This window comes from Plectonema radiosum NIES-515, from assembly GCF_025753815.1.
In the GTDB taxonomy this organism is placed as follows: domain Bacteria; phylum Cyanobacteriota; class Cyanobacteriia; order Cyanobacteriales; family Nostocaceae; genus Hassallia; species Hassallia radiosum_A.
In genome coordinates this window covers 1-2,046 of sequence record NZ_JAOWRF010000029.1, presented here as the reverse complement: position 1 = coordinate 2,046, position 2,046 = coordinate 1, and the positions used below count along the sequence as shown (strand labels likewise).

Here is a 2,046-nt window from a genome sequence, read left to right as displayed (position 1 = left end):
TTAGCTTGTACAGCAAGAAGCCCCACACCATACACGGAGTGTTGGTGATGGGATGAATTGCGAGTCAAAAACGAAACACCCTTGAAGATGTATTTCCGATAAATCGGAAACAGTCTTCAAGGGTAGTTGAGTTTTTGACAAATTATTCTGGTTTGTTTTGGGACTCAACATACTTTTTAAGTGTCTCAACTGTAACACCACCGCACGATGCAATAAAATAAGAGCCATTCCAAAGAACATCTTGACGATAAAACTGGTTAACTCTGTCTGGAAACTCCTTGCGTAAGTAACGACTTGTGACAGTTTTAACGTTATTAATAAATTTGGGCAATTCAGTTTGCGGAGTGTAACGAAAAAGTAAATGCACATGGTCTGATTCACCATTAAAATCAACCACTTCACAATCCCATTTTCTCAATAGTTCTTTCAATATCTCATGCAGGCGATTAATCATTTCTCCTGTAAATACCTTTCTACGGTACTTTGTAGTCAACACCAAATGTGCCTTGAGGTCTGACACCCCTCTGGCACGAGAAATAAAATCTTCTTTCACGCTTGACACCAAAACAAATACCAAGGTATTATAACCATGTTCAAACACTAAGTCAAACACGCAAGGTCGAAGCGTCTATGAAGACTACATACCAGTATAAATTGTTTGCCAACACTAATCAGAAACTAGAGCTTAATGATTGGTTGCGAATTTCTCGTTACTGGTATAACCGTCAGTTGGGTGAGCGCTTCACTTGGTGGCAGAATAACCATTTACAATTACAAGCATTTCCACAATGGAAGGAAATATTTCCTACTTTGTTTGGAAGCCGCCCTAATTACTATTCCCAAAAGTTGCAATTACCAATGATTAAACAGGACTTAATTAAGGTAATGCATAGTGGAGAATTACTTGATTTCCAGAGTGTTGACTCAACTATTCTTCAAGATGTATGTAAACGAGTCGATAAAGCTTTTGAACGCTTTATTGTTGGGGATAGTAATGGCAAGCGTTCCGGGAAACCACGGTTCAAGACAGAAGCCAGTTTTCGGACAATGACCTTTGCAACTGCGAACCATGATTGGATTAAACTAGTCCGGAAGGAATGGTTTTATTTACGGCTGCCAAAACTTGGTGTTGTTAAAGTCAGAATGCACCGACCACTACCTGACGGTTTCAAGCTAAAACAAGTTAGCGTAATCAAGAAGGTCGATGGCTGGTATATGCAAATGTGTTTAGAAGATAGTTCTGTACCAGAATTTAACCCTGACTCCATTGCTCCAGATTGGGAAAATTCAATGGGGCTAGATGCTGTTCTGCATGGTGATGATTATTTGGCAACTAGTGATGGTACTAAGTTACCAAGTCTTAAATCATTACGTAAAAATCAACACAAATTAGACAAGATTTCTCAAAAAAGAAACAAACGTAAACCTGGCAGTAAGTCACGACGCAAACTAGCTAAAAAGGAAGGACATCTTCACCAAAAGATAGCCAGAACTCGTAAAGATTTTCAATATAAAACTGCTCATAAACTTGTAAGAACCGGCAAGAAAGTATTCTTTCGAGAAAAACTAAATTTACAAGGTTTGAGTAAACGTAATGCACCAAAACAGGATGAGGATGGGTTATTTTTACCCAATGGTCAATCCGCAAAGTCGGGATTGAATAAGTCTTGGATGGATGCTGGTTTTGGACAGTTTTTTGAGATATTCGCATACATAGCCGCAAAAGCTGGAGCCGTCGTAATACCTCAAAATCCCGCATATACCTCCCAAGTTCTCAGTTATCGGAACGAAATAGTTTTTACCGACACTGATATTCGAGAATATTGGGATGAAACACAAATGCTAAAAGTTGATAGGGATATTAATGCCTCTATTAATTTGAAGCGTCTGGGGTTGGGCATTTTCCCCAGAATAAAACGCCGTAGTGGGAAGATTTCTGTAGTTGGAACTATGGATGAAAGTACCACGAAGGAAATCTTGCATATCCTTAACAGGACTGCTTGAAGCCTACACTGTACCCGCAAGGGTCAGTGTAGGAGATGTCAC

The 2,046-nt window shown here is 39.3% G+C and carries 2 protein-coding genes; one reads left to right on the top strand and one right to left on the bottom strand.

Annotation, left to right across the window (positions count from 1 at the left end; translation table 11 throughout):
* Nucleotides 1-142 precede the first annotated feature (142 nt).
* Nucleotides 143-553: an IS200/IS605 family transposase gene (tnpA, locus tag OGM63_RS01825; protein ID WP_263743791.1), complete on the bottom strand. Its 411-nt coding sequence runs from the start codon at nucleotides 551-553 to the stop codon at nucleotides 143-145.
* A 77-nt stretch (nucleotides 554-630) separates the two neighbouring features.
* On the opposite strand from tnpA, the gene OGM63_RS01820 reads away from it, so the two are divergent.
* A complete protein-coding gene (locus tag OGM63_RS01820; RefSeq protein ID WP_263743790.1) occupies nucleotides 631-2,004 on the top strand; it encodes an RNA-guided endonuclease InsQ/TnpB family protein in 1,374 nt (457 codons plus the stop codon).
* Nucleotides 2,005-2,046 lie beyond the last annotated feature (42 nt).

Excerpts from the sequence above, each read along its gene's own strand:
- OGM63_RS01820 (WP_263743790.1), top strand. The coding sequence starts at position 631 with ATGAAGACTACATACCAGTATAAATTGTTTGCCAACACTAATCAGAAA.